Source organism: Nonomuraea sp. NPDC003560 (assembly GCF_042878785.1).
Classification (GTDB): domain Bacteria; phylum Actinomycetota; class Actinomycetes; order Streptosporangiales; family Streptosporangiaceae; genus Nonomuraea.
In genome coordinates this window covers 24,167-49,762 of sequence record NZ_JBIAOF010000005.1, presented here as the reverse complement: position 1 = coordinate 49,762, position 25,596 = coordinate 24,167, and the positions used below count along the sequence as shown (strand labels likewise).

Annotated in this window: 37 protein-coding genes; 35 read left to right on the top strand and 2 right to left on the bottom strand. The window is 66.6% G+C overall.

Annotation, left to right across the window (positions count from 1 at the left end; all coding sequences use genetic code 11):
- Nucleotides 1-39: 39 nt before the first annotated feature.
- From ACFYUV_RS20625 to ACFYUV_RS20530, 20 genes are all read left to right on the top strand, one after another.
- The gene (locus ACFYUV_RS20625) at nt 40-285 is read left to right on the top strand and encodes a hypothetical protein (RefSeq protein WP_387670507.1); all 246 of its coding nucleotides are present in this window, start codon (nt 40-42) and stop codon (nt 283-285) included.
- Between the two features lie 82 nt (nt 286-367).
- A complete protein-coding gene (locus tag ACFYUV_RS20620) occupies nt 368-511 on the top strand; it encodes a hypothetical protein (RefSeq protein ID WP_387670505.1) in 144 nt (47 codons plus the stop codon).
- A 679-nt stretch (nt 512-1,190) separates the two neighbouring features.
- A complete protein-coding gene (locus tag ACFYUV_RS20615; RefSeq protein ID WP_387670503.1) occupies nt 1,191-1,586 on the top strand; it encodes a hypothetical protein in 396 nt (131 codons plus the stop codon).
- Nucleotides 1,573-3,210 carry a hypothetical protein gene (locus tag ACFYUV_RS20610; RefSeq protein WP_387670501.1) on the top strand — a complete coding sequence of 546 codons (1,638 nt, stop codon included), beginning with the start codon at nt 1,573-1,575 and terminating at the stop codon, nt 3,208-3,210. The genes ACFYUV_RS20615 and ACFYUV_RS20610 overlap by 14 nt, the downstream gene beginning before the upstream one ends.
- A gap of 1 nt (nt 3,211) precedes the next feature.
- Nucleotides 3,212-4,621, top strand: coding sequence for a phage portal protein (locus ACFYUV_RS20605; RefSeq protein ID WP_387670499.1), 1,410 nt, complete (start codon nt 3,212-3,214; stop codon nt 4,619-4,621).
- The gene (locus ACFYUV_RS20600; RefSeq protein WP_387670498.1) at nt 4,621-6,405 is read left to right on the top strand and encodes a hypothetical protein; all 1,785 of its coding nucleotides are present in this window, start codon (nt 4,621-4,623) and stop codon (nt 6,403-6,405) included. The genes ACFYUV_RS20605 and ACFYUV_RS20600 overlap by 1 nt, the downstream gene beginning before the upstream one ends.
- Nucleotides 6,402-6,626 carry a hypothetical protein gene (locus tag ACFYUV_RS20595; RefSeq protein ID WP_387670496.1) on the top strand — a complete coding sequence of 75 codons (225 nt, stop codon included), beginning with the start codon at nt 6,402-6,404 and terminating at the stop codon, nt 6,624-6,626. The genes ACFYUV_RS20600 and ACFYUV_RS20595 overlap by 4 nt, the downstream gene beginning before the upstream one ends.
- Nucleotides 6,627-6,676: 50 nt before the next feature.
- A complete protein-coding gene (locus ACFYUV_RS20590; RefSeq protein ID WP_387670494.1) occupies nt 6,677-7,324 on the top strand; it encodes a hypothetical protein in 648 nt (215 codons plus the stop codon).
- Nucleotides 7,325-7,368: 44 nt separating this feature from the next.
- Entirely contained in the window at nt 7,369-7,509 is a 141-nt protein-coding gene (locus ACFYUV_RS20585; protein WP_387670492.1) for a ribosomal-processing cysteine protease Prp, read from the top strand.
- 4 nt (nt 7,510-7,513) lie between these two features.
- Entirely contained in the window at nt 7,514-8,812 is a 1,299-nt protein-coding gene (locus ACFYUV_RS20580) for a hypothetical protein (RefSeq protein WP_387670490.1), read from the top strand.
- Nucleotides 8,813-8,823: 11 nt separating this feature from the next.
- The gene (locus ACFYUV_RS20575) at nt 8,824-9,135 is read left to right on the top strand and encodes a hypothetical protein (protein ID WP_387670488.1); all 312 of its coding nucleotides are present in this window, start codon (nt 8,824-8,826) and stop codon (nt 9,133-9,135) included.
- 36 nt (nt 9,136-9,171) lie between these two features.
- Nucleotides 9,172-9,774 carry a hypothetical protein gene (locus tag ACFYUV_RS20570; RefSeq protein ID WP_387670486.1) on the top strand — a complete coding sequence of 201 codons (603 nt, stop codon included), beginning with the start codon at nt 9,172-9,174 and terminating at the stop codon, nt 9,772-9,774.
- Nucleotides 9,771-10,163 (top strand): DUF6093 family protein, encoded by a 393-nt coding sequence (locus tag ACFYUV_RS20565; RefSeq protein WP_387670484.1) that lies wholly within the window; start codon nt 9,771-9,773, stop codon nt 10,161-10,163. Before ACFYUV_RS20570 ends, ACFYUV_RS20565 begins: the two co-directional genes overlap by 4 nt.
- The gene (locus ACFYUV_RS20560; protein WP_387670482.1) at nt 10,163-10,546 is read left to right on the top strand and encodes a hypothetical protein; all 384 of its coding nucleotides are present in this window, start codon (nt 10,163-10,165) and stop codon (nt 10,544-10,546) included. The genes ACFYUV_RS20565 and ACFYUV_RS20560 overlap by 1 nt, the downstream gene beginning before the upstream one ends.
- Nucleotides 10,543-10,953 carry a hypothetical protein gene (locus tag ACFYUV_RS20555; RefSeq protein WP_387670480.1) on the top strand — a complete coding sequence of 137 codons (411 nt, stop codon included), beginning with the start codon at nt 10,543-10,545 and terminating at the stop codon, nt 10,951-10,953. Before ACFYUV_RS20560 ends, ACFYUV_RS20555 begins: the two co-directional genes overlap by 4 nt.
- 58 nt (nt 10,954-11,011) lie before the next feature.
- Complete coding sequence (locus ACFYUV_RS20550) at nt 11,012-11,335, top strand: hypothetical protein (RefSeq protein WP_387670478.1); 324 nt, start codon at nt 11,012-11,014, stop codon at nt 11,333-11,335.
- A 3-nt stretch (nt 11,336-11,338) separates the two neighbouring features.
- On the top strand, nt 11,339-11,527 hold the full coding sequence (locus ACFYUV_RS20545) for a hypothetical protein (protein WP_387670476.1): 189 nt from the start codon (nt 11,339-11,341) through the stop codon (nt 11,525-11,527).
- A gap of 6 nt (nt 11,528-11,533) precedes the next feature.
- The gene (locus ACFYUV_RS20540; protein ID WP_387670474.1) at nt 11,534-12,022 is read left to right on the top strand and encodes a hypothetical protein; all 489 of its coding nucleotides are present in this window, start codon (nt 11,534-11,536) and stop codon (nt 12,020-12,022) included.
- Nucleotides 12,019-12,573, top strand: coding sequence for a hypothetical protein (locus ACFYUV_RS20535; protein WP_387670472.1), 555 nt, complete (start codon nt 12,019-12,021; stop codon nt 12,571-12,573). Before ACFYUV_RS20540 ends, ACFYUV_RS20535 begins: the two co-directional genes overlap by 4 nt.
- Nucleotides 12,574-12,638: 65 nt before the next feature.
- Nucleotides 12,639-12,938, top strand: coding sequence for a hypothetical protein (locus ACFYUV_RS20530; protein ID WP_387670470.1), 300 nt, complete (start codon nt 12,639-12,641; stop codon nt 12,936-12,938).
- Here the strand turns inward: ACFYUV_RS20530 and ACFYUV_RS20525 are convergent.
- Nucleotides 12,935-13,051: a twin-arginine translocase TatA/TatE family subunit gene (locus ACFYUV_RS20525; RefSeq protein ID WP_387670468.1), complete on the bottom strand. Its 117-nt coding sequence runs from the start codon at nt 13,049-13,051 to the stop codon at nt 12,935-12,937. The two genes, ACFYUV_RS20530 and ACFYUV_RS20525, sit on opposite strands and share 4 nt — an antisense overlap.
- Nucleotides 13,052-13,160: 109 nt before the next feature.
- Between ACFYUV_RS20525 and ACFYUV_RS20520 the strand changes: the two genes are divergently transcribed.
- The 8 genes from ACFYUV_RS20520 (at nt 13,161) to ACFYUV_RS20485 (ending at nt 22,376) form a co-directional block, all read left to right on the top strand.
- Nucleotides 13,161-17,060, top strand: coding sequence for a hypothetical protein (locus ACFYUV_RS20520; protein WP_387670466.1), 3,900 nt, complete (start codon nt 13,161-13,163; stop codon nt 17,058-17,060).
- A 42-nt stretch (nt 17,061-17,102) separates the two neighbouring features.
- A complete protein-coding gene (locus tag ACFYUV_RS20515) occupies nt 17,103-17,333 on the top strand; it encodes a hypothetical protein (RefSeq protein ID WP_387670464.1) in 231 nt (76 codons plus the stop codon).
- Between the two features lie 9 nt (nt 17,334-17,342).
- Nucleotides 17,343-17,810 carry a hypothetical protein gene (locus tag ACFYUV_RS20510; RefSeq protein WP_387670462.1) on the top strand — a complete coding sequence of 156 codons (468 nt, stop codon included), beginning with the start codon at nt 17,343-17,345 and terminating at the stop codon, nt 17,808-17,810.
- 63 nt (nt 17,811-17,873) lie between these two features.
- Nucleotides 17,874-18,362 (top strand): hypothetical protein, encoded by a 489-nt coding sequence (locus ACFYUV_RS20505; RefSeq protein WP_387670460.1) that lies wholly within the window; start codon nt 17,874-17,876, stop codon nt 18,360-18,362.
- Entirely contained in the window at nt 18,362-19,045 is a 684-nt protein-coding gene (locus ACFYUV_RS20500; RefSeq protein ID WP_387670458.1) for a hypothetical protein, read from the top strand. Before ACFYUV_RS20505 ends, ACFYUV_RS20500 begins: the two co-directional genes overlap by 1 nt.
- Nucleotides 19,046-19,056: 11 nt before the next feature.
- Entirely contained in the window at nt 19,057-20,136 is a 1,080-nt protein-coding gene (locus ACFYUV_RS20495) for a phage distal tail protein (protein ID WP_387670456.1), read from the top strand.
- A gap of 31 nt (nt 20,137-20,167) precedes the next feature.
- Entirely contained in the window at nt 20,168-21,991 is a 1,824-nt protein-coding gene (locus ACFYUV_RS20490; RefSeq protein WP_387670454.1) for a hypothetical protein, read from the top strand.
- A complete protein-coding gene (locus ACFYUV_RS20485; protein ID WP_387670453.1) occupies nt 21,984-22,376 on the top strand; it encodes a hypothetical protein in 393 nt (130 codons plus the stop codon). Before ACFYUV_RS20490 ends, ACFYUV_RS20485 begins: the two co-directional genes overlap by 8 nt.
- Here ACFYUV_RS20485 and ACFYUV_RS20480 read toward each other — a convergent pair.
- Nucleotides 22,373-22,696, bottom strand: coding sequence for a hypothetical protein (locus ACFYUV_RS20480; protein ID WP_387670451.1), 324 nt, complete (start codon nt 22,694-22,696; stop codon nt 22,373-22,375). The two genes, ACFYUV_RS20485 and ACFYUV_RS20480, sit on opposite strands and share 4 nt — an antisense overlap.
- Nucleotides 22,697-22,839: 143 nt before the next feature.
- Between ACFYUV_RS20480 and ACFYUV_RS20475 the strand changes: the two genes are divergently transcribed.
- The 7 genes from ACFYUV_RS20475 (at nt 22,840) to ACFYUV_RS20445 (ending at nt 25,586) form a co-directional block, all read left to right on the top strand.
- Nucleotides 22,840-23,130: a hypothetical protein gene (locus ACFYUV_RS20475; protein ID WP_387670449.1), complete on the top strand. Its 291-nt coding sequence runs from the start codon at nt 22,840-22,842 to the stop codon at nt 23,128-23,130.
- Between the two features lie 14 nt (nt 23,131-23,144).
- Nucleotides 23,145-23,321, top strand: coding sequence for a hypothetical protein (locus ACFYUV_RS20470; RefSeq protein WP_387670447.1), 177 nt, complete (start codon nt 23,145-23,147; stop codon nt 23,319-23,321).
- On the top strand, nt 23,314-23,631 hold the full coding sequence (locus tag ACFYUV_RS20465) for a hypothetical protein (RefSeq protein ID WP_387670445.1): 318 nt from the start codon (nt 23,314-23,316) through the stop codon (nt 23,629-23,631). The genes ACFYUV_RS20470 and ACFYUV_RS20465 overlap by 8 nt, the downstream gene beginning before the upstream one ends.
- Nucleotides 23,628-24,380, top strand: coding sequence for an N-acetylmuramoyl-L-alanine amidase (locus ACFYUV_RS20460; protein ID WP_387670443.1), 753 nt, complete (start codon nt 23,628-23,630; stop codon nt 24,378-24,380). The genes ACFYUV_RS20465 and ACFYUV_RS20460 overlap by 4 nt, the downstream gene beginning before the upstream one ends.
- Nucleotides 24,377-24,550 carry a hypothetical protein gene (locus ACFYUV_RS20455; RefSeq protein WP_387670441.1) on the top strand — a complete coding sequence of 58 codons (174 nt, stop codon included), beginning with the start codon at nt 24,377-24,379 and terminating at the stop codon, nt 24,548-24,550. Before ACFYUV_RS20460 ends, ACFYUV_RS20455 begins: the two co-directional genes overlap by 4 nt.
- Before the next feature lie 106 nt (nt 24,551-24,656).
- Nucleotides 24,657-25,190, top strand: coding sequence for a hypothetical protein (locus ACFYUV_RS20450; RefSeq protein ID WP_387670440.1), 534 nt, complete (start codon nt 24,657-24,659; stop codon nt 25,188-25,190).
- Nucleotides 25,191-25,199: 9 nt separating this feature from the next.
- Nucleotides 25,200-25,586: a hypothetical protein gene (locus ACFYUV_RS20445; RefSeq protein WP_387670438.1), complete on the top strand. Its 387-nt coding sequence runs from the start codon at nt 25,200-25,202 to the stop codon at nt 25,584-25,586.
- Nucleotides 25,587-25,596 lie beyond the last annotated feature (10 nt).

Here is a 25,596-nt window from a genome sequence, read left to right as displayed (position 1 = left end):
CTCGAATACACGTTCGCTTCGCTGGGTATCCTCGACCCCGTGCAAGACCAGGCCCCCTCAGTGATCCTCCCCGGCCACCCAGCCGAAGCAGGACTACTGCTGGAATGGCGCCTCAGCCCCCACGGCGAATGGTGGGCGTACGTCTACTGGACAGCACTTCTGCCCGGCTTCAAAGGCGGCATGGACCCGCGCCAGACCTGGTTCCACGAAGGACGCGTCGAGAAGATCCCCGGCGAGAACTACAAGCAGGTGCCCGCCACGTACGCCGGCCCGCTACTACCCTGACCGTCACTCTCGGTACAACTCGTCACCGGCGGGAGACGGCATCTCCGCTACATTCCGTCATAAGCCCAGGAACGGAGAGACCTTGAACATCCTCATCATCCTGGCCCTCGTAGCCCTCCTCGCCGGCGCCATCATCGCCCTCACTCAGAAGGCGTGGCCCATCGCCCTCCTGTGCACCGGCATCTTCCTCGCCGTGCTCGCCGATGCCGGCCTCATCCCCAGCTAGCCATGCCAGCGCTCAAGGTGTGTAGCACCCCAGGCTGTCCCGCCCTGTGCGCCAAGGGCAGGTGCGACGGGTGCAAGGCCAAGGCGGAGCAGGCCCGAGGCACAGCAGCACAGCGTGGATACGACAGAGCATGGCAGTGCACACGCAAGGCGTACCTACGCACACGCCCACGCTGCGAATGCGACACCTGCCTAGCCCTACCCCTACAGGCCAGACCCATGGCCACCGACGTGGACCACATAGACGGGCTCGGCCCTAAGGGGCCGCGTGGCCACGACCACACCAACCTCAGGGCCATGAGCCACGAGCATCACAGTGCACGCACGGCACGTGATCAACCTGGTGGCTGGCACTCGCAGTCTTGCGGGTGAGGTCGACACACACGAAAACGGACATACGGGACGAGTGGCGTTTCCGCAGGTCAGAGGCCGTGTCGTGTTTCCGCAGGTCAGAGGGGGTGGGGGTATGCCCCCTATGTCCGATTTACAGGAGACCGCGGGGGAGGGCGCTCCCATGTGCGGAGGGTTCAAACGTTACGGCCTGTCACGCAAGGTGACTGGCTGGCCTGATGCCGCGCAACGCGGCGAGGGAGTAGTGATCGAGCATGGCCCGTGGAGGTGCCCGGAACAGGTCTGGGCCTCGCCCTGACGAGTCGTCTGGCAGGTCCGAGCAGCGCGGGGTGGTGTTCACCGCCCTGCCGGCGCAAGGCTACGACGGAGACGCCCCCGACTTTCCGCTTCCGCTGGCGAACGATCGCGAGCTGGAGGTGTGGGAGGAGGCGTGGCGCACTCCGCAGGCCGCGGCGTGGTCGGTTCAGCCGTGGCGTTGGCGGACGGTCGCCATGTGGGTGCGCTGGTCCGTGCGGATGGAAGCGGAGGATGCTTCAGCGGCGCTCGGGAACGTCGTCGTGCGGTTCGCTGACCAGATCGGGCTCACGCCCGCGGGGCTGAAGGAGAATGGCTGGAAGATCGCCGAGGATGACCTTGCGGTGAAGCGGCAGGAGCGTGACGAGCCTGTCGACGACGTCGAGGACGTCCGGTCGCGGTTCACGGTCGTGACTCATGGCGGCGGCTGACAAGTACGTCGTCGACTTCCCGACCCTGTTCATCGTTCCCGCCTGGAGTCAGCGGCACTGCATCGTCCCGGACGGCTTTTCCAAGGGCCGCCCGTTCCGGCCGTACGACTGGCAGCTGTGGTGCACTCTCAACCACTACCGGATCAAACCGGACGCCAAGGCGTACGACCGGAACGGCATCCCGACCCGTGGTGCGGCGTTCTTCTACCGCCGCTCGCAGATCATCGCCCCGCAGAAGACTGGCAAGGGCCCGTGGTCGGCGACGATCGTCTGCGCGGAAGCGGTAGGGCCGGTCCTATTCGCCGGCTGGGCTGAGGGTGGTGAGGAGTACCGGTGCGCTGATCACGGGTGCGGGTGCGGGTGGACGTACACATACCGGCCTGGCGAGCCGATGGGCATGCCCTGGCCGACCCCGCTGATCCAGCTTCTGGCCACCTCCGAGGACCAGGTCGACAACGTGTACCGGCCGCTGCAGGCGATGGCGAAAGGGCCGCGGCTCGCGGAGCTGATGAAGGTCCGTGAGGGCTTCATCCGCCTGCCGAACGACGGAATCATCGAGGTCGTCACCTCCAGCGCCATGTCCCGCCTGGGCAACCCGCTCATCTTCTGCCTTCAGGACGAGTCGCAGCTGTACAACGCGACGAACAAGCTGGTGAAGGTCGCCGAGACGATGCGCCGCGGCGCCGCCGGCATGGGCGGCCGGTCGATGGAGACGACGAACTGCTTCAACCCGGCCGAGCAGTCGACGGCGCAGCGCACGTTCGAAGGGAAGGCGAAGGACGTCTTCCGCTTCTACGAGCCGCCGCCGGCGAACCTGTCGTTCAAGAACAAAGCAGAGCGCCGCAAGATCCTTCGGTTCAACTATGCGGGGTCTCCGCACGCGAGCGTCCCGATGATCGAGGCGGAGTGCGCCGAGCTTGCCGAGACCGATCCCGCTCAGGCGGAGCGGTTCTTCGGTAACCGGATCGTCTACGGCGGCGGCTCGTGGATGGACGGCGACGTGTGGGACGGCCGCGCGATGCCGGAGCAGGTGCCGGATGGGACGCCGATCGTGCTTGGCTTCGACGGCAGCGACAGCGACGACTGGACCGGTATTCGGGCCGAAACGGGCGACGGGTTCCAGTTCACGCCGACGTTTGGCCCTGACCAGGCTCCGACGTTCTGGAATCCCGCTGAGCATGGCGGCCAGGTGCCGCGCCTCGAAGTCGCTGCCGCGGTTGACGAGCTCATGGCCCGGTACAAGGTCGTGCGCATGTACTGCGACCCGCCGGACTGGAAGACAGAGATCGACGGCTGGGTGGAGAAGTACGGCGACAAGGTCGTCCTGCGGTGGGAGACCTACCGGCCAGTGCAGATGCATGCGGCGACGCAGCGCCTTCTCGTGGACGTGACCAAGGCAGAGTCGGCGTTCACGCACGACGGCTGCAAGACGACGGCGATCCACGTGAAGAACGCCCGAAAGGCGCCGCGGCCGAACCAGCGGTACGTGCTGGAGAAGCCAGCACAGACACAGAAGATCGACCTCGCCGTCTGCTCAATCCTCGCCCACGAGGCTGCAGGCGACGCTCAAGCCGCCGGCCTGTTTCGGAAGAGACGCCCCTCCAAGGTGATCGTGATGAGGTGACATGCGCACGGAGAAGCAGTGGCTCATGCACCTGATCAAGTGCCACGACAAGGACCTGCCCGAGCTGAGGAAGTGGGACTCCTACTACGAGGGAGAGCAGCCTCTCTCGTACATGGCTCCCGAACTGCTGCAGGAACTCGACGAGCGGGTCCGGCAGGTCGTGGTCGAGTGGCCGCGCCTGGTCGTCGACTCCCTTGAGGAACGCCTGGACGTTGAAGGCTTCCGGTTCGGCCGGCAGGCCGAGGCCGACGACGAACTATGGCGCATCTGGCAGGCCAACGACCTGGACGAGGAGTCGCAGAAGGCACACGTTGACGCACTGGTGATGGGCCGCTCCTACGTGATCGTCGGCGCGAACGAGGACGACTCGCAGACGCCCATCGTGACGGTCGAGTCGCCGTTGGAGGTGTACGCCGAGCACGACCCGCGCACCCGCAAGGTCGAAGCCGTGGTCAAGCGGTGGACCGAGGAAGACGAGGACGGCAAGGTCGAACACGCCACCCTCTACCTGCCCAAGGTCACCATCTGGTGGGTCAAGCGGGATGGCGACTGGATCGAAGACCCCGACCACGAGCGGGACGAGCACGATCTGGGCGAAGTCCCGGTCGTGCCCATCGTGAACCGGCCACGCACCAAGCGGTCCCACGGGGTCTCCGAACTGAAGCCGATCGTCCCCCTGTCGGACGCAGCCTGCAAGATGGCCACCGACATGATGGTGTCCGGCGAGTTCCACGCCGTGCCGCGCAGGTGGGCGATCGGTGTCGACGAGTCGGACTTCCAAGACGAGCAGGGCCGGAAGATCTCCGCTTTGAAGCGGATCATCGGGCGAGTCTGGGCGATCCCGAAGCACAAGCAGGAGGACGGCGTCGAGGTCGGCCAGTTCCCCGAGGCGAACCTGTCCAACTTCCACGAGACGCTGAAGCTGCTGGCGATGATGGTTGCCTCTCTCGGCGGCCTCCCATCCCGGTTCCTCGGACACACCACCGACAACCCCGCCTCAGCGGACGCCATCCGATCGGATGAGTCGCGCCTGATCAAGCGAGCCGAACGCCGGCAGCGCTCCTACGGAGGCTCGTGGGAGCGGGTGCAGCGGCTCGTGCTGAAGGTCCGAGGTAGCGAACCGGAGGACGCCACGAGCCTGGAGACGCTGTGGCGTGACGCGGCAACGCCGACGATCGCACAGAAGGCGGACGCAGCGGTGAAGCTCCATGTGGCGAAGATCGTGCCTCTCCGTCAGACGCGCGAGGACCTTGGATACACGCAGGTCCAGATCGAGCGTATGGAGGAAGAGGACGAGAAGGTCGCCGAGTCCGCGTTCGAGCGGGTCATGGCGGGCGACCTTGCCGCACTGACCGGCCCCAAGCCGCCTCGGGAGAAGACCGAGCAGCCTCAGCCTGAGCCAGTGCCCTGATGTCCGTCGAGCAGGTCGCTGCCGCGCACTACCGGGCACAGCAGACGATCGCCCGCGGCACGGTCGAGCAGGCGCAAGCTCTGTGGGGGCAGGTCCAGCCGAACGCAGTGCTGGATTCGTGGCTGGCGGTTCTGGACGCGCTGATCCAGCTCCTCACCACAGGGCAATACGCTGCCGCATCGCTGACACAGCCTTACCTGAACGCCATCGCGCTGCAGCAGGGCATCACAGTCGCCGCCTCGGCGATCAATCCTGCAGCGTTCGCCGGCGTGGCAGCGGGCGGTGGGACGCTCGCGAAACTGCTGATGCAGCCCGCCCTGAGGACGCTCGGGCTCCTGGCTCGCGGCGCCGACGACCAGGAGGCGCTCCGGTCTGGTCTGGCGTCTCTCGTCCGGATCGTCGACACGGAGATCTCCGACGCCTCGCGCGCCGCCGATCAGGTGGGGATCACCGCGAACCGGCGGTGGGTGACGTACGTCAGGCATGTGACGCTGCCCGCTTGCGGCAGGTGCATCATCCTCGCCGGCCGCACGTACTCCTACTCGACCGGGTTCCTGCGCCATCCTCAGTGCGACTGCACGATGGTGCCCTACCACGAAGGCGACACCCCGCCTCCGTTGCCGGACACGCTGTTCGCGCAGATGACCGAGGCCGAGCAGAACCGCGCCTTCACGGTAGGTGGGGCAGAGGCGATCCGCCTTGGCGCTGACGCCGGACAAGTGGTCAACGCTCGCCGCGGCATGCAAACCGTAGGCGGCAAGCGCATCACGACCGAAGGCACGACTGTACGCGGCGTCGCGGGCAAGAAGCTGGGGAACTTCAAGCGGCTGCCTGGCGAGCGATACCGGCGATCACAGGTGCCGCGGCCTATGCCTGAACAGATCCTTGCGGATGCCGGTGGCGACCGGGACGAGGCGATCCGGCTGCTGGAGAAGTTCGGGTACCTGGACCAGTACAGCGCAGGCAGGAGAGCACGCAGGGCGACTGAAGCTGAGACAGCACGCATCGAGCCTGGGCGCTCGTCTAACCAGTGGCATCCGTCCCTGGACGGCATCGAGGACCTGGCCCGAGCGGTCGAATCCGGCAAGCCGCCGAGGAGCCGCGAGGTGCTGGCTGGTGGCGAGTCCGCAGTCACGGAACTGCTCACACTGGCCGACGGCACCCGCGTTGTCCACAAGTCCGGCACCAGCCTGGCTACGGCAAACGATGCCGAACAGCTCTCTTCTTTGGTCGCCCGCGCGCTCGGGCTACGCGCGCCGCGCGTGTACCGCAACGCGAACGACTCCATCTACATGGAGTACGTCGAAGACGCGGTCACTGCGGACGAGCTGCGCGAGAGCCAACCGAGGGAGTGGGAGGCTCGCGTCGCCGCGGCTCTGGATTGGAACGACGGCAACCTGGTCGGCCTGCTGGACGTGCTGATCTCCAACAGCGACCGGAACGCCGGCAACTGGATGCTCGCCGCGGACGGGCGGACGATTCCGATCGATCACGGCCACGCCTACACGGTGCCGTCCGACGACCTGGAGACGTACCAGCCCGTCCCAGAAGGGCCGGTGGAGCGGCTCACGGGGCAGGGACCGTTCGCCGATGCCTACGCCGACGGCTCCAACCCCATGACCAAGGCCGACGCGGCCGAGGCACGTCGACGCCTAGAAGCCCTACGGCCTGACTTCGAGCTCATCGGGCGCGGTGCTTGGCTGGACTACTCGTTGAACGTCCTCGACAAGCTGGAGCGAGAAGCATCAGGATTCGGCTCCGTCTTCTCCGAGGAGCCGCCGTGATCATCATGCGGATCGTGTCAGTCCGAACCGGTGCCGAAGTGTCGCGCGCCGAGATCGCCGACGACGGCACCATCACCTACTCCGGTGGCGAATCCGCGCAGGCAGCAGTGCGCAACCGGATGCGCGAGCGCGGTATCGACGAGGCGGCAGCCGTCTCCGAGTTGGCGCGCGACGGCTGGTCCAACGGCTACTTGAAGGTGCCGTTGCCTCCGCACATTTAGACGTCCCTCCGCCGCAAGGGCAAGAGGGCTGATCCCGCAACGGGAGACTCATGTACATCGAACGACCCTGGCTGTTCGACCTCTCGCGGTTCGACGACGAGCCAGAACCTGAGCCGGAGCCTGGCAACCAGGACCCCGACCCGGAGCCCGAGCCCGAACCGGAGGACACTCCGGAGCTCGGCGACAAGGGCAAGCAGGCGCTCGACCGGATGAAGGCCGAACGTGCCGCCGCCAGGCGGGAGGCCGCCGCGGCGAAGAAGCGGGCCGACGAGCTGGCGGCGAAGGTCGCAGAGTTCGAGGACCGCGACAAGAGCGAGACCGAGAAGCTCGCCACCCGCGCAGAGAAGGCGGAGCAGAGGGCGCAGGCGGCCACGCACCGCGCCGTCAAGGCAGAGGTGAAGGCGCTCGCGGCTGAGTCGTTCGCTGACCCGACGGACGCGGACCTGCTCGGCGACCTCACGAAGTACGTCAGTGATGACGGAGATATCGACCTTGACGCCGTGCAGGCGGACCTCGACACGCTTCTGGAGCGCAAGCCGCATCTGCGCAAGCAGGCCACGCCTCCGCCGCCGAAGAAGACCCCCAAGCCTGATCCGTCGCAAGGGCCTCGCAAGGAGCCCGACCCGGTCGACTTCCGCACCGCCGACAAGGCCACCGTTGACGCCGAACTGCGCCGATTGGGGATTCGGCCCCGGTGATCCGTATCCGCGCCCAACTGGGGCCGGGACACACCTTGATCGAGGTGGACGGACACGAGGGCCACGCCGAACAGGGCCGCGTGTGCGCCGCGGTGTCGGCCATCGCACAGACCGCGCTGCTCGGGCTCGAAGAGATCGCCCGGCAGCACCCGGACCTCGTGTCCATACAGATCACACAGGAGTAACCACATGTCTGCTTCGTCCGCCCGTTGGGCGTTCCAGCTCGACCGCCATGACGTGCGGTCGAACGTTCCCACCGCGATCCGCGCCATGCTGCAGAACGGTCTGCTCGACCGGACCTTCCAGGATGCGCTGCGGCCCGAGTTCATCTTCCCCGCCATCGCCGACAGCGAGTCGTGGATGGGCGGCGTCGGTGACACCAAGACGTTCACCCGTAAGGGCCTGCTCACCCCGGTCACCACGCCGATCACCGGCTCCGACCCGTCGGCGGCGACGTACGGCATCGAGCAGTGGTCCGTCACCATGGACCAGTACGCCAACTCGGTGGACACCAACCTGCTGTACTCCTCGATGGCGCTGCAGTCCAAGTACCTCGCGGACGTGCAGACGCTCGGCATCAACGCCGGCCAGTCGCTCAACCAGATCGCCCGCAACAAGCTGTACGCCGCCTACGCGGGCGGGCGCACCTGGTGCACCACGGCGGGCAGCTCCGACTCGTCGATCATCGTGCAGTCGGTCAACGGCTTCACCCACGTCATGGTGAACGGCGTCCCCACCCCAGTGTCGGCGTCGAACCCGCTGAACGTCACCATCGAAGGCGTCGCTAACACCGTGACTGGCGTCAACACCAGCACGAACACGCTCACGCTCGGCACCGCCCGCGCTGACGTCGTCGGCGATTACCTGGTGGCGGCCAACGCGCCGACCACGATCCGTCCGACCGGCGACACCGCCTACGACCTGACCGCCTCCAACACGGTCACGTTCGCGCACTTCCGCGCCGCGGTCACCCGCCTGCGGAAGATGAACGTCCCCACCGTTAACGGCTACTACGTCGCTCACGTCGACCCCGACACCGAGGCGCAGCTGTTCGCCGACTCCGAGTTCCGCGACCTGTACCAGGGCCGCGGCGACAGCGAGGTGTACCGCGAACTGTCGATCGGCCGGTTCGGCGGCATCGACTGGGTGCGCAACAACGAGTGCCCGACTCTGCTCGGCGGCAGCGCTGGCAACGTCACCGTGCACCGGCCCATCATCATGGGCGCCGGCGCGCTCATCGCCGCTCCGTTCGCCGAGATGGGCAGCCTGCTCGGCGGCACCGGCGTCGAGGACGTCCCGGAGATCACCATGGCGAACGTCGCCACCGGCGTCGACGTCGCGCTGATCGTCCGCCCGCCGTCCGACCGACTGCAGCAGAACGTGTCCACCACCTGGTCCTGGGTCGGCGACTACGGCGTCCCGTCGGACTCGCTCGTCAACAACGACGCCGCCCTGTACAAGCGGGCCGTCGTCATCGAGCACGCCTGATCGGGGGAACGATGCGCATCAGGGCACGCGAACCCATCAAGGCGTACTTCAACTACCAGGTGCACGAGCTGGAGGAAGGGCAGGTCGTCAAGGGCGGCTTGGCCGAGTACCTCGCCGAAGACCCGCGGGTCGAAGTCCTCGACCAGCCCACCCCAGCCCCTCAGCAGGACGGTGCGCTGGATATCGAGGCCACGATTCCCCAGGTCCTCGAATGGGTCGGCGACGACCCCGAGAAGGCTGCAGAGGCGCGGGAGGCGGAGTCTGCAAGGGACAAGCCCCGCTCTACCCTGCTGGCCCAGCTCGACGAGATCATCAACGACTGACGGGAGGCCGCCGTGTCCCTGCCTCCGCTCGCCACGGTGGCCGACCTCAACACCCACCTGCAGACGACACTCCCAACAGCTCAGGCCGAACTCGCCCTCAAGCGGGCGTCGGCCAGAGTGAGGTCGTACACCAGGCAGCAGATTACGTTCGTCGCGAGCGACACGATCGACGTGGACGGGGGAGATCGCGTGCTGAGGGTGCCGCAACGGCCTCTCGTCGTCGATGACTCCAACCCGCTCACAGTCATCGAGCTCGGCGACTTCGGCGGCGTGGACTACACGCTGACCGAAGGTGTCGACTTCGAGCGGCTCGGCGACGAACTTACCCGCGGCTACCCGTGGTGGGGGACCACCCGGCTGATGGGCTGGCCGTGGAACCGAGTGCGTGGAGTGTGGGCTCCCAGAGTCCGGCTCATCTGCAGCCACGGCTACCAAGAGACGCCCGACGACATCATGGACGTCGTGCTCGCGCTGGCTACCACCAACGTGAGCAATCTCCTCGGCCTCCGGTCTGAGTCGATCGACGACTACTCGGTCACGTATGCGACCGAGACGGTTGGAGATGCTCGGCTCAACAAGGACCAGAAGGACGAGCTCCGCGGCTATCGCAAGGGCGCGTTCAGCGTGACGCTCTCATGAGCGTCGAGAGCGTTCTTGGCGCCGGCCGTGCTGCGGCGCTCCGCCTGATGCGGGACACCTGCACCGTGGAGCGGCGCGACGGCGAACCGGTGCTTAACGAGGAGACCGGCCAGTACGAGCAGACGTACACGACGGTCTACAGCGGCAAGTGCCGGATCAAGCCCCGCTCCTCCTCGGAGACGGAGTGGGGAGAGCGTGAAGTCACCTTGGGGCAGTACGTGGCTGTGCTGCCCTGGGACGCCGCACCGGATATCCAGCGTGAGGACCGGCTGACCGTCTCCGCATCCGATGACGCCTGGCTGGTCGGCAGGCCGCTGGAAGTCATCGGCATCAACCTCGCCGGCACATCCACAGCCAGGCGGTTGCTTGTGGAGGACAAGGAGGGCTGATGTCGGACATCGACGCCAGCGACCTGGACCGCCTCATTACCGTCCTGGAAGGCGCGGAGAAGGAGGCCGCCAGCAAGACCTACCCCGTGGTGGAGCGGCACGCCGAGGCGCTGCGCGATCTGTGGCAGAAGAACGCACGGCGGACTGCGAAGAAGCACGGCAAGAGGTACCCGCGGACCATCACCACTGAGCAGGTTCCTGTGGCGGATGCGATCGAGTGGACGGTCGGCCCCGAGTCTGCCCTGCCGCAGGGCGGGATGGGGCGCGGGTTCGAGTACGGCAGCGCCAACCAGCCGCCGCACCTCGACGGCGCGGGGGCCGCGGTCATCGAGGAGCCCAAGTTCATGAAGAGCTTGGACGAGATCGTCAAGGACCTGCTGTGACTCCGCTGCCCTCCAGGCCCCTTGTGGACGCGCTCCTGGCTGCGTGGCGGGCCGCCGTGCCGGCCACGCTAGCCATCCACGACGGTGAGGCGCTGCCGGATGCTGATCCGCCGTACGCGGTCGCCTATTTCGATACCGGCATGAAGTCGGGGTTCCACCGGAACCTTGTCAACGACGGCCCGAACGAACTGCGCTTCCAAATCACCAGCGTTGGCAAGACGCGCGATCAGGCGGCGTGGGTGGCCGACAAGATGGCCGCCGCGGTGCTCGGAACCGTCCCCACGGTTGCCGGTCGTCGCGTCTGGCCCGCGGTCGAGGAGGGTGCGCAGCCCATCAGGCGTGAGGACGACTCGACCGCGCTGTTCTACGCCACCTCCCAGTACGTGACCAGGTCGGATCCAGTCTGACCTCGTCTGTCCCCAGCCCGCCACGGCGGGCTTTTTTCATGCCCTGAGGAGAGCCCGCATGGCTACCTACAACGCTCAGGCGGCGACGATCACAGGGACCGTGCTGACGGTCCGCAATGCCGCCTCCGGCGACAAGATCACCCCCGACGAAAACCTCGCCCTAGTCATCCTGAACGGCTCGGGCGTGCCTGTCACCGCGACCCCGGCCGTGCCGGGCAACACCGATTACGGCGTTGCACTGCCTGATCCGGTTGCGACCATTCCCGCTTCCGGTGCGGCATTCGTCCGGCTGAAGAAGGAGTGGGCTGACCCCGCGGACGGCCTGATCGCGCTCGCCTGGTCCGCCACCACGTCCGTCACCTACTACGTGGTGCGGGTGTAGCCGATGAGCACTCGGACTGTCCGCGACATGTACGGCAACACCTTCGAGATCGACGCCACCGCCCTCCGCTACTGGCAAGACCGCGAGGGCTACACGATCCTCGACGACCCCGAGACCGGCGATGAGCCCAAGCCCGCCGAGTCCCCCAAGACCAGCAGCAAGGCCGTTCGGCCTGCCCAGGATAAGGAGTAGCAGGCCATGGCCAAGCGCCTCACTGATGGAAACACCAAGGCCACGTTCGTGCCGTCGATCGCGTCGATCACCGCGCCCACAGTGTCGGAGCTGACCGACTCGGCGATCGTCGCGCTGGAGAACACCGTCACCGACGACGGTCTCGACATCTCGTTCGATGAGGGAACGGTGGAAGGGAACGTCTTGGCGTCGACCCAGGACTTCGAGTCGCCCGGTCGCAGCAAGGCCCAGATCGAGCTCACGTACTACAGGGACAGCTCCGCCGGCGCAGACCGCATGTGGTCGGTTATGACCCGCGGCACGGCGGGCTATCTCGTGGTGCGGCGTGGCGTGGCTGCGGCGACTGGCTACGCCGCCTCGCAGAAGGTCGAGGTCTACACCGTGACCTGCGGCGAGCGCCGACCCATGGCTCCCGAGCGCGAGAGCTATGAGAAGGTTCAGCTCAAGCTGTACTCCAGCGGGACCTACACGACTGAGGCGACGGTGGCCGCGTGACCTCGACCACGCCTGCGGCTATCGCGGACATCATCGGACGGGTCAAGCGGCCGGAGAAGACGGTGTCGATCTGCCTGGCCGGTGACCTTCAGGCGGAGTTCGAGGACCTGGAGCGAGACCTGCAGATCGCCCGCGACCAGCCCGCCGACGGCACGCTGGCCGGGGGAGCCAACCCGATGGCTACCCAGATCGCGCAGCAGATCATGGAGCTGCGCGAGCGGATGCGCGAGCACACCACCGTGTTCAAGTTCCGCGGCCTGCCCCGCAAGGAGTACTCCGATCTCGTGGCGGCGTGCCCGCCGAGCGACGAGGAGCGGGAGAAGGGCGCCGACGTCGACTGGGAACTGTTCCCCGTCCAGCTCGTGGCCGCCTGCTGCGTCTCCCACCAGATGACTCCGGAGGAGGCCGGCCTGCTCGCTGACGAGCTGACCGACGCTCAGTGGGAGAGCCTGTACGTCGCCGCTTTCGCTGTGAACAAGCGGGCGGTGGACGTCCCTTTCTCCTTCGCCGCCTCCGCGATTCTTCAGACCTCCAGGAAGAGCTCGAAGTAGCCGCCATGTGGGGCGTCCCACGCAGTGAACTGCTGGGACGCCAACCGCAGGCTACGACGGAGTTCGTGTACGAGGGCGACCGGCTCGTTCGCACGGTGACGACGTGGGAACCTCGCTGGCTGCCCGAGGACGTGTCGTGGGCGCAGGCGTGGCGGCGGTGGGTCGCAGGCAAATGCCCGAACTGCGGCCTCCAGTTGGAGGAGACCACGGCGATGAAGAACGGCGAGCCTGTTCACAGCTTCCACGTGCCGGACCCGGCCCGCTGTTACGGATGCGACGAGCGAATCAAGGCGCGAGACGAGCGGGCTAAGAAGCCGACGGTCCGACCTGATGCTTTGCTCGATCACGTGGAACAGGTGTCCTAGCGGCGGCGGGCGCGCTTAGAGCTGATGTAGATCGTCGCGCCCACGATGGCGCCGAAGAACAGCAGACCAACGATGGCGATGACGATGAGTTCGGACGGCCCAATGTTCGGCATCTGGCACTCCTGATGTCGCGCGGATCCCCCGATCCGCAGCGATGATGCCACGTTCCATCACCCCATCTGACTCAAACGGCTCAAATCGTGATCTGAGGGGCGGTGGGTCGTGGCCGATCGCTCCATATCGATCAACCTTCGTGCTCGTGTCAGCGGCTTCGTTGCGGGCATGCGGGAGGCGAAGGGGGAGACGCAGAACCTGTCCCGTCAGATGACGGAGACGGGCGCCTCGGCCGATCGGATGCGGCAGCGCCTGGAGGCGGCGACTCGCGCCCTACCGAAAATCAAGATCGATGCGGATTCGACCGCTGCCGAGATCAAGTTTGCGCAGCTCCGCTCTCAAATGGATTCGCTCGGCGACAAGAAGATCGGCATCGACATCAGCGCTGCCGACGCGATGGCGCAGATCCAGGAGATCGAGCGCGAGCTGGAGAAGCTGGAGCGCGCCGAGACCGACATCAACGTCAAGGCCGACATTGGCGCCGCCCTCGCCGAGCTGCGCGCCGTGGACGCTGAGGTGTCCCGCCTCAACGGCAAGGACGCGCGGGTCGAGGTAGACGCAGATGTCGCCGGCGCGCTGCGCAGCATCGCCATGGTGGGCGCGGCTCTCGCGTCCCTGCCTGCAGTGACGACTCTCGCAGTCGGCGTGACAGCGCTTGGCGGTGCGTTCGCCGCAGCTGGCGCGGGCGCTGCAGCCTTCGGTGCCGTGGCGGTCCCTGCTCTGTCGCGGATCAACGAGGCGCTAAAGGCCCAAGAGTCGGCGGCCAAGTCGGCGGGCGGTGCGACAGGCGGTGCTGGCCAGTCCGCGGCTCAGGCGGCTCAGCAGGCCATGCAACTGGAGCAGGCCGAGCGCCGACTCAAGGACGCCCAGAACGAGGAGCGGGCGGCCCAGGAGGACCTGACCAGGGCGCGCGAGGCTGGTAGGCGAGCCCTGGAGGACATGAACTTCAGCCTCGAACGCAGCATCCTCTCCCAGAAGGACGCCGCTCTGGCCGTGCGCGAGGCCGAGGCTCGGCTGGCCGAAGTCCAGGGGAAGCATGACGAGGGCAAGGCGTCTGACCTTGAGCTTGAGCGCGCGATGCTCTCGCTGGAGCAGGCGCAGCAGCGCAGTCGCGAGCAGGAGGTCAAGACCCAGCGGGCCCGCAAGGACACCGCAGAGGCGAACAAGGCCGGCGTCAAGGGCACCAAGCAGTACCAGGACGGCCTGGACAAGCTCAAGCAAGCCCAGGACAAGGTCGCGCAGGCGGAAGCACAGCTCAAGCAGCTGCACCTGCAGCAGCAGGCGGCGATGTCCGGCGGCGGCGGTGGAGCGTCCAAGCTGGCGGACGCGTTCGCCGGCCTGAACAAGCAGGAGATCGAGCTCGCCAAGAACATCAAGAAGTTCAAGGACGAGTACGTCGCCTGGCAGCGCAGCCTGGAGCCGAACGTGTTCCCGGTCATCGCTCAGGGGCTTGACCTGATGCGACTGGGGCTGAACGAAGCTGGTCCGCTCGCCAAGAGTGCCAGCGCCGCCTTCCTGACGCTTGGACAGGACGCCGAGAAGGCGTTGACCGGCCCGTTCTGGCAGCAGTTCCTGTTCAATCTCAACACCCAGGTTCCCGGAGCTCTAACCGGCCTGGGGCGCTCGTTCCTCAACGTCACCACCGGGGTAGCCGGGATCATCGACGCGTTCCTGCCCTTCACGCCCACAGTCGTTGGCGGGATCGAGAAGGCCAGCCTGGCGTTCTCGCAGTGGGGACAGAACCTCAAGAACTCTCCCGAGTTCCACGAGTTCATCGCCTACGTGAAGGAGAACGCTCCCGAGGTGCTGGAGCTGGCGAAGAACCTCGCCAAGTCCCTCGGCAACATTGGCGAGGCGGTCGCCCCGCTCGGTGTGGGTGCCTTCAGCGGCCTTAGCCTTCTCGCCAAGCTGACGGCCGGGATGGACCCTGAGCACATCCGATTGATCGCTGTGGCCATCATTGCTATCAAGGCCGCCCAGGCCGGACTTGGGATCGCACGGTTCTTTCTGGACATGCCTGGCAAGCTTGGCGCCCTGCGGGACGGATTCGATAAGGCCAAGACGGGAGCGTCCAAGCTCGGTGATGCAGTTGGCGGTCTTGGGGACAAGCTCGGCGGCGTCGGTGCCATCGCTGGAGGAGCCGCGACTGCAGGCGGATTGATCCTTCTGGAAGAGAGATTTGCGGCGGCCACGGAGGCTGCAGGTAAGTTCGTTGACGTTGTCAAGGCCGGTGCTGGCGACAACCTCGACCAGCAGATTGCGGCAGTCACGAAGGCGCTGAAGGAGCAGGAAGCTCAGCAAGGCGCCAATATCGCTGAATGGATCTACTTCACCAGCGCTGGGAAGACCGCCGGCGACAGGGTTGACGCGCTCAGCGAGGAGCTGGACAAGCTCAACCACCAGAAGGAGATTGCCGCGATCCGTGCCAAGGCGGCGGGGGATTCGCTCACGTCGATGGGCGGTGCGGCAGGCGGTGCGGCAGACAAGGTGGGTGGCCTGAACACGACGCTCGATACCTTCGCTAACCGGACGGACGCCATCCAGGCGATGAACGGCCTGAAGGCGGCATTCAACGAGGCAGAGAAGGCAATCGCGGCTGCGAACGGCAAGCTGGAGATCAGCGCCGGCATGACGGACAAGCAGCGGGCAGCGGTCGCTGCAGCGCGCGAGCAGTTCATCAGCTATATCGACAAGGTGAAGGCGGCGGCTGACGGGGCGCAGACGCTGAGCGGTCGGACGACCGACGGCACTCGCGCCATCCTGCAGCAGCTTCCGCAGTTGGCTGCTCTGGCTGGCAAGAACAGCGAGGCCCGTGAGCAGATCCTCAAGCTGGCCGAGGCGTACGGTATCTCCCGATCCGACGCGGACAAGGCCATGGGCTCGGCGAAGGGTCTCAGAGACGTCCTCGCGCAGCTCAAGTCCAAGGAACTGAAGATCACGGCTGATACGACGGCAGCGCAGCAGAAGCTTCACGACCTGCTGCAGGCGTACATCAAGCCGTACGACATCCCCATCGGCATCAAGGCCCCGTCAACGCCACCGAAGAAGAAGGCCGCGGGCGGTATCCAGGCTGGCGGCGCCGATCTGATGGCAGCCGGCGGCATCAAGCCGATGGTCGCGAATCAGGCGACGTTCGTGTCCGGCAGCAACACCGTGTTCGGTGAGGCCGGGAAGGAGGCGTACATCCCGTACGCGTCCCAGTACCGGGACCGGGCGATCGCGATCCTTGCGCAGGTCGCGAACGATTTCGGCCTGCAGCTCGGCAACCAGAAGGCGGCTCAGTCTCTGTCGGATCTGTCGGTGACGATCGACGCGAGCGGCATGCAGGTGGCCGGCGGGTTGCAGGCGGTCATGGGGTCCCTGCAATCCACGATGGGTCAGGCGGGCAGCCTGACGTCTTCGATCGGCAAGGTCGGGGCGTCGGCGGCGGAGCTTGACCAGTCGTGGCTGTCGGGATCGCAGGTGATCGGGGACAGCATCGACCTGCTCGGCACTGGCGTCGCGGACATGTCCTCGACAGTGGCCGGCTCAGTGGATGGTCTGACGGGCAGCGTGTACGAGCTGACGCAGACCATGGCTTCCATCAAGGAGGAGGTCGGGGCGTCGGCGAAGAAGTCGACAGGCTCCACGAAGGCCGGCTCGTCCAAGAGCGGGGCGGTCGGTGCGACTGCTACCAAGTCGATGGGGTCACTGAAGGGCAAGAGCGGCGGGTTCATCGCGGGCAACCAGCCGACGAAGAAGCCGGCCGGCGGCATGGTGTCTGGCTCTCAGCCGGTCTCTGGGTATGCGAGCGGCCCGGTGAACGCGTCGAAGGTGTCCAAGCCTCAGCAGATCTCGGGCAGCTATGGCGGGCTGGGCGGCTCGTACGGCGCGGGCTCGAACGGCTCGGGGAGTGCGAGCGTCGCCCCGCAGGTGACCAAGACGGTCAACTTCTACGGGACCACCGTGAAGGAGACGGTCGACTCCGACATCTTGTGGGCCAAGGCCGACCTGTACACGCGCGGCTGAGTCCGCCCTTACCAACATCAACGAAGGAGGGCGGGCTCAGCCATGCCTGAAAACGAAGCCGAGGACATCCCGTACGCGGAGCGGCTGCGGCAAAAGAACATCCAGACGCGGCCTTCCGGGTGGACATCCGCCACACGGGACGAAGTGGCCGAGGGGCCGACTCCTGAAGGTGGCCGGTTCAAGGCCACCCGGGACACGGCCGGCCACATCGTGACGGAGGAGACCACCCCGTCAGGCAAGCAGCGTAAGCACGTCACGATCAACCTGGCCTGAGGGAGCGTCATGGCCATCACTCAGGACGGCTGGTTCAACGACACCTTTATCAAGGTCGTCCGCCAGCAGATCACCATCGACGTCGGCAGCACCACGCCTGGCGTTTTCAAGGGCGCGCTGTGGACGGGCAGCGTCACCCCCGACTTCTCGCAGGTCAGCCCGGCCTACGGGACGGCGCCGTGGAATTCGGGAGAGACGACCGGGCCCGGATACACAGCGGGCGGAAGCAGCCTCACCGTCGTGTCGTTTGCCGAGCTGGCCGGTGCGGCGAACAAGGTCGGATGGCGGTTCTCCGCAGTGTCGTGGACGTCGGCGACGATCGCCGCTGACGCTCTGCTCGTGTACGCGTCGAGCCTGTCGAACAGGGCGTTCATGCTGCGCTGGTTCGGCGCCACCTACGACTCCAGCGACGGCACCTACACAGTGACGCCTGACACGACCGGCTTGTGGCGGACCGTGCTGCGCAACGCCGCCTGACCCCCGTTTCGACCTCAACGCCCGCCCTTGATGGCGGGTTTTCGCATGTAAGGAGGCCGTTTCGTGGCCAAGAGCGGATACAGCATCACAACAGAAGGCGCGGTCGCGCTGGGGGCGGCGACAGCGAAGACGATCCTGGGCGTCAAGTCCGGGGCGACGACGGCGAACCACGGCGTGGACCTGAAGAAGTTCCGGGTCTCTTTCGACGGGGTGACCGCTTCGGCGGTTCCCGTGGTGGTCGAGGTGTGTTTGTGCTCCTTCAGCGCGAACGCGCCTGGCACGAACAGCACGGCACTGGCGACGCCGGGCATCGTGCAAGCCTATGGGCGCGCCCCCGCCACGGGCTTCACTGCGGCGAAGAACTGGACGACAGAGCCGACGGCACTCACGGTGATCGAGTCGTTCCTGCTGACCCCGAACGGTGGCGTCGTCTTCTACGACTGGCCCCTCGGGGACACGCCAGATTCGGCGCTCGGTGAGGGTTTCGCGATCCGCTGCACGGCCCCCGCAACGGTCAATGTGCGCGCTGGCATGCTGTTTGAGCGCTGCTGATGGCGATCGCGATCGCCACGTCGCCGCCGCTCGTATCCACCGCCTCGGCCACGTCCCTGTCGACCGCTGCGTTCGACGCGCCCGCACAGAGCCTTCTGGTCGCCTGCACGATGATCGGCGGCCTGGCGGCGCTGTCCAACTCGGGTGCCGCGCTGACGTGGACTCAACGGCACATCACCGCCGATTCCAAGGACGCGATCTGGACTGCTCCAGTTCCGGACGCTCGTACGGGGATGACCGTGACGGTGGCGCGCGACACGGCGGCCACGTTCGTCGGCGGATTCAGCGTCTACGTGGTTACCGGTGCCGGGCTGGGTACACCGATCGGCGCGACCGGATCGGGCAGCAGCACCACGAACAACATCAGCCCGACCGGCTACAACAGCACGGTGGCCAACAGCCGCGGCCTGGCCGTGGCCCGCGACACCGCCGCAGGTGGCGCCCCCACCTCCACTGACGACGAGCAGGTGTGGGTGCGCGGCATCAACACGGCCGGCATGAGTGTGGTGAAGGCCGCCAACACCGCTGTGATCGGCACGGGCGTGACGTTCAACTTCGACGCCTTCAGCACCTCGGCGGCGTCGTGGACGTGGATCGCGGTCGAGGTGATCGAGGAGCAACCCGTTCCGCCGAACCGTGTCTGGACGCCGCCGACCGCTGTGCATCGCGCCGCATCCTGGTGAGGGGGTGACCGGTGGCCCGCTCCGGACGCGCATATCCCAACCGTCCGATCGTTGTCCGCCACCCGCGCATGTGGGATCGGCCGATCGGGCTGGTGCCGTTCGAGTCGGTGTCGGAGTGGCCTGCGGTCAGCGTCGTCACCCCGAACGCCAACGTCAACCTCTCGGTGTTCGAGTCGATCAGCGAGTGGCCGGCGATCACGCTCCATCGGGACCAGGTGTTCACCCTCCCGCCGTTCGAGAGCGTCTCGGAGTGGCCGGCGATCTCGGTCACCGTCCCGATCAAACCCGGAGACAGTCTTACCGGGGCTAACGGCGAGGTGGAGTGGAACGGCACCTTGTGGGGGCCCAGCACGAGCGTCAGAGTGCTGCTGCCGGTGCAGGGGTGGATGGGCACCCCGAACATCGACAACCTCAACGAGGAGAGACCGAACCGGCACGGCGCGTGGGACGCGCGAAAGCTCGCCCAGCAGCGCCTGGTGACCTTGAAGCTGCAGCCGGATTCGGCTGCGGATCCGACGCAGATCGACGCCGTCATCGATCAGCTCGCGGCGGCGACCGGCATCCCGGACTCGGAGGATCCGCTACCGCTGGTGATCAAGTCGTATGGGGCTCCGACGCTCGCGTACGGGCAGGTCATCGCCCGCGACATCGACCTGGATGGCGACTACAACGTTGGCTTGCCGACCGTCAGCCTGTTGATCGCGTGTGCGGATCCTCGCCGGTACTCGCTGGAGCGGTACGGCGTGACCGTCCCGCTGAACACCACCACCGGGCTCGGCAACGCAGGTAACGCCGCGTCTCATCCGCTGATCCGCATCGAGGGGCCGGTTACTAATCCGGTGCTAACGAACCAGACGTCGGACCGGACGTTGCAGTTGTCGATCACGCTCACGTCGGGGCAGGTGCTGGAGATCGACACCGACGGCGGGACGATCACCCTGGCCGGCGTGTCCAAGATGAGTGCGCTCACCGGCTCCTCAGTGCCGGTGCAGGACTTCGTTCTAGGCCCCGGCTCGAACACGATCCTCTACACCGCAACGTCGGGTGGCGGCGAGGGCGCGGACTTCTTCTGGCGCGACGCCACTCTCTGACCTGCACGACACGTGGTGAGGCGGTGGATCGTTGGCCGCCGTTATCCGCTCATGGACGCAGGGCATCGGCCAAACGGGGGCGTGGCAGGTCAACGCCCCCGCCGGCGTCACTTCCGGGATGAGCTTGCTCGCTTTCCTGACGGTGGACGGCGGAGGGGTCGCCAACCTCTCGGGCGGCGGCACCTGGACCAGGATCGGCCACATCGAGGGCCTGGCCGGGGTCCTGTCGGCGGTGGACGTGTGGTGGCGGCTCGGCACCAACGCCGAACCCGCCCAGTACACGATCACACAGGGGGGCACCGCCGACGGCGTGTGTGTCGTCGTCGCGATCGCCGGCGCGGTCACCACTCAGCCGCAGGTGGGGCTGGGGAGTGCGTTCACGAACAGCCAGGCGGCGATCTCGCCCAGCATCGTGCCGGCCACGTCGAGCGGGCTGGAGTTTCGGTTCGCTGCCGGTACTCCGTCGAATGCGGCGGTGTCGTGGTCGGTCCCGGTGGGGTTCGCCGAGCTGGCGGACATCCAGTCCGAGGATGACGTGTCCGGGCAGGTCGTGTGGCGCAACGTCGTGTCCACGACGGCCACGGGGCAGCAATTCCACCTGGCTAGCACGACCCTGTTGGCGTGTGCGGCGCTGGTCGTCGTGGTGGAGGCGTCCACAGCCCAAGTCCCGGACCCGCCGCCGAGCCAGCCGTTCACCCCAGGCCGCGGCACGTCCCGCTACAGGTACTCGTTCATCCGAGTCCTTGACCGGCAGTATCTGGGCGACCTGGACTTGAAAGGCGTCTCGTTCGACAAGCGGCTCCTTCAGGCTGGTTCGTTCTCGGCCAGCATCCCGATCCCGAACCGGAAGGTACGGGCGCAGGTCGCTGACATCATCCCGCTCGACGACACCGTCCTCGATCGCGGGCCTGGCGTCATCTCCTGCCAGATCCTCAGAGACGGCGTCCCATGGGGTGAGTACTGGATCACGGCGGCGACGATCGGACGGTCCCGCCGCGGCATCCCCACTGTGCAGCTCAGGGGCTCCACTCTGGACGCCTATCTCAGCCATGTCGAGATCCAGACGGACCTGTTCTACACCGGTATCGATCAGGTCGAGATCGCCCGGCAGCTCCTCAGCCACGCGATGGCGCAGGCCAACGCCAACATCGGACTGGTGCTCCAGGCCGGCACCTCAGGGGTGCTACGAACCCGCTCCTACTTGGACTCGGAGGGCGGCACCTACGGGCAGCGGCTCGTGGAGTTGGCTCAGGTCGACAACGGTTTCGAATGGGTCATCGACCTAGCTCTCAACTCGGGGGTGCTGGAGCGGCAGTGGCGGTGGGGCTACCCGACGCTCGGGCAGTCGGATCCGCAGCACGTCCTCGTCGACTCCTCTCACGGCGGCGACATCCTGGAATGGTCGGAGGAGATCGACGCTCTGCGAGGGGCGACGAGGTGGCGGGCGCGCGGCTCGTCCATCTCGACGGACGCTTCGACGTCGGCGACTCCGCTCGTGTCCACCGTTGCCGCCGCGACCGCTCATCTGGCCGCAGGGTGGCCGAGGCTGGACCGGACGATCTCGTACCCGACGGCGACCGTGCAGGCCACGTTGGACGATTACGCCGCCTTCTGGGCAGCGCGAGCTCCCGGCGCGCTGCGGGTGGATCAGGTGACGATCGCTCTCGGCGCCAACCCGACGCTCACGCCGAACAGTCTCGGCGACACAGCAATGATCAAGCTGGACAACGAGTGGCACGTCCGCGAGTCCAGGCTCCGCCGAGTGATCGGGATGCGCGTCACCCCTACTTCCCGTGACAGCGGCAAGGAAGAAGCCCAGTTGGTCTTGGAAGGACAGGAGGCCCCGGGTGCCTGACGTTTTCCCGAACGATTTGATGGGCGAGATCCGGGCCCTGCAGAAGCGCGTCGAGGACCTGGAAGCGCAGCTCAAGTCACGGCCCGCGCTCACCGAGGCGTCGCAAGGGTGGATCATGCGCGGCATGGCCGCCCCCGACACCGGCAGCATGCCAGCCACTGATGGTCGGATCTACATCAAGGGCGGCCGGCTGACGTTCCGGCCGGGCGGCAACGGCTCGGAGGTGCAGCTTCGCCCTCCCACGACTATCGGCGACCCGGGAGACGTCACCGCAGGCGACGCCGGCTCCACCTACAGCAGCTTCGAGCAGGCGCTCATGAACCAGACCAAGTCGAGGTTCAACGCGCTCCTGTCGACGATGCGGCTCAACGGCTTGATCGTCTAACCCACCCGTTCGTGGCCGTCCGCGTGGGCTTGCGCTTCGCCCCGGTCGACCATCATCAGTACCGGGGCTCCGAAGCCGCACAGGGCTTGAATCACGATCAACGGCAGACTCGCGTCCAGCGGAACGCCGCCCGACATGTTGATGACGAGCAGCGCGATGAACACCGACGTCAGGAGATTCGCCCAGCCGGTGAGGCGCCCTGGACGGCGCTTGTAGCGCCGCGACATCCACGCAGGCGGATGGCCCTTGATCACGGTGTAGGCCCCCAGAAAGGTGTTCACGGTGGCCGCCGCGAGTAAAACCCACACGAGTCCTGACATCACCTGATCATTATCCACGGCCGCTCTCGCCCCTCATAGTCGTCGGCCCTGTGGCCTCACTGTCACTCATAGATGTGCCGTCCCGCTGCTGAGGATGCGGGCGGGACGGCACCCCAATCCAACTCAAGATCGAAGGTACGCGTGTGCAGGACCCGAACATCATCGGCATCCTCCTGAACGCCGGTCTTGCTGGGCTCGCATTCGTCCTCTTTCTCAAGGGCTGGATCGCGCCGAAACCGTCTGTGGACCGGCTCACCAAGGAAGCCGAGCAGTGGCGCAAGTTGTACGAGATCGAGCGGCAGGCGCACGACCTCACCCGTAAAGGTCACGCCGAAGAAACCCGCGCAGCGTTGCAAGCCGCGGCCGAGGGCAGCCAGACAGCAATGGCGCTGCTGGAAGAGATACGCAAGCGCCAGAGCGAGGCTCAGCGATGACGCCAGAGGAAGAGATGAGACGCGCCGAGCAGGAAGCCGCCGAGTCGAAACTCCGAGCTCAGCAGGAGTTGCGGCAGGCACGCGAACGCGCCAGACGAATCCGGTCGATCACTCAACGGCTGCGCGAGCTGCGGGAGGCGAACGGGTTCGCCGCCCTGCTGGACGACGCGTTCGGAGGCGGCCATGCATGACCCCCTGTTTCTGATCGGGAACGTCCTCCTAGTCGTCACGGCCCTGATCGCATTCGCCTGTGTGGTCTCGCAGGCGCTGCTGGCCCGCTGGTGGGAGACAGCCGCAGGCAGGCATGTGATGGCGTTCCAGGCCGAACTCGCGGTCCTGGCCGGCTTGTGGGCGTTGCGGGTGTGGTTCCCCGACAACGACGTCATCCGCGCCCTGCGTTCGATCGCGTTCGTCGGCCTGCCGGTGGTGCTCGGCTGGCGTCTTCTGATCATCCTCAAGACCTGGCGCGCCAAGCGCCGCAAGCACAAGGAGGCGCTGTGAAGGTCATCACTCGGGCGGGCTGGAACGCGCGTGACCCGAAGAACCGGCTCACGGTGCCCTGGTCGACGAGGACGGAGTTCTTTGTCCACCACACCGACGGTCCGCCAACGCAGACGCTGAGGTCGATCCAGGACTTCCACATGGGCACCTCCCGAGGCTGGTCGGACATCGGCTACAACTTCCTCGTCGACGACGACGGCGTCATCTACGAAGGCCGCGGCTGGCTCGTCGTCGGCGCCCACTGCCCCAACCACAACAGGACGGGCATCGGCGTCGCCTACATCGGTGAGAACGACCCCACCGACGCGGCGAAGCGGTCGATCCGCCGGCTGTACGACGAAGCCTGCCGCAAGGCTGGGCGCCCGCTGAAGAAGCTCGGCCACGGTGACCGCTACCCGACCGAATGCCCCGGCTCCAAGCTGCAGGCGTGGGTGAACGCAGGCATGCCCGCCGAGCTCGTCGACGCGCCAGCCAAGAACCCTACGGAGGACATCGTGAACGCTCTGCCCGTTCTGTCGGTTGGCGCTGACTGCTACGACGTGAAGACCGTGCGGGCGCTGCTGTTCGCCCGGGGCGGCCTCAACGAGAAGGTGTACGGCGGCGCTGTGGGCTTGCGCTCGTGGCAGGAGTCCACCAAGTACGACGCCGCCCTCTGCGAGGACGTGAAGGCGTTCCAGCGCCGCTCCAAGCTCGCCGATGACGGCGTGGTGGGCCCGCTGACCTACGCGGCTCTGCTGAGGGTGTCGTGAGCGACGGCCTGTTCTCCCGGCTGTGGGCTCGCTGGAACAGCCCTGAAGGCCCCCTCTACGACGCGCTCGGTGCCGTCGATCAAGACGGTCTACGCGAGCACGCTGAAACGTCTCTAGCTGGGGCCTGGGCTGACGGCCTGGTGCCCGGCTGGCACGACGAAACCAACTGATCTACGACTGAGAAACGTCGTCCTGAGCACGGTTCTCAGTCACCCGAGGCGGTCCCACAGAGGGGCCGCCTCTTCTGTATCCCCATCCCCGAGGAGCATCCTCAAAATGCGCATCACCAAGAGCGCGATCGTCCTGTCCACTGCCGCCCTCGCCGCCGGTCTCGTCGGCGCTATCCCGGCCTCCGCTGACGTGCCCATCGGTGCGCTCCAGATCGTGGAGGTCGGCACCGACGCCATGGGCAGCGACACGTTCGCCAACCGCAACCGCGAGTTCGTCACGTTCAAGAGCAACTCCCGCCTGCCGGTCGACATCACGGGCCTGGTCGTTCAGGACAACTGGTCGCACGGCAACAGCGGCCCGCACACCTGCAACAAGTACGTGATCAACGCTCTGCCTGGTCAGGCTTCCGGTGCTGTGCTCGGTGTCGGCGAGACCGTGACCGTGTTCAACGGCGCCCGTGTGGGCGGCAACTACAAGACGGCCTCCGGCGAGTATCGGCTGTTCGCGGACAGCGACGTCGACTGCGGCACCGCGGGTCACGTCTTCAACAACGACGCGGACACGGTGTGGCTGACGTCTGGTGTCACGGACGTCCACAGCAAGAGCTGGGACTGGAACGGCGGCTACACCGTCAAGTAGGAGGCTGACATGAAGATCTTCGGTCGTGAGCCTGCAGTCATCCTGCACGCCATTCAGGCGGTCCTCGCCTTCCTCGTCACCGTCCCCGCAGTTCAGGCGTGGGGTCTGACGGAGACCATCGCTGATGCGGTGGTGACGATCCTCGCCGGCGTCGTGGCTGTCTGGGTCGCGTTCGCCACTCGTCCGATCGTCGCCAGCGCTCTGACCGGTGCGGTGCAGACGATTCTGACGGGCATCGTGGCCTTCGGGTTCGACATCTCCAGTGTCACGCAGGCTGCGCTCCTGGTGGCGCTCAACGCCGCGCTGATGGTGCTGATGCCGCTCGGTCTCACGCCCGCCGCGGACCCCGCTCCGGGTTTCGTGCGGGCTGAGAAGGCTGTCGGTCGCCCGTACTAGCCTCCGATGG